This is a genomic window from Peribacillus sp. SIMBA_075, assembly GCF_046534585.1.
The window spans coordinates 1-279 of record NZ_JAWRYN010000441.1 but is presented as its reverse complement, the minus strand read 5'-3'; the positions used below and the strand labels follow the sequence as shown (position 1 = coordinate 279).

1 protein-coding gene is annotated in these 279 nt (G+C 44.8%); it reads left to right on the top strand.

The window, feature by feature from the left end:
* Window positions 1-47: 47 nt before the first annotated feature.
* Window positions 48-279, top strand: a 232-nt coding sequence (locus tag SB775_RS28920) for an N-acetylmuramoyl-L-alanine amidase (protein ID WP_410864644.1), incomplete at its 3' end; no start/stop codon positions are given.

Genomic DNA, 279 nt, shown 5'->3' with positions numbered 1-279 from the left:
GTATGTACTTACGTGACTTTTTACAGCAGTCAGGAGCTTTTGTCGTGATGACGAGGGAAGAGGACAAGGATTTGGCTTCACCTGAGGCAGTTAAAGCAAAAAAACGAAAGTCAGAGGATATTCGTAACAGGGTGAAGCTCGTAAACGATAGTGCTCCGGACTTTCTCATCAGCATTCATGTCAATTCTATCCCTTCTCCCAAATGGTCTGGCGCGCAAACGTTCTATTCGCCCACGTTCAAGAAAAGCGAGGACGTATCCTTTTTGATTCAGGATGAAA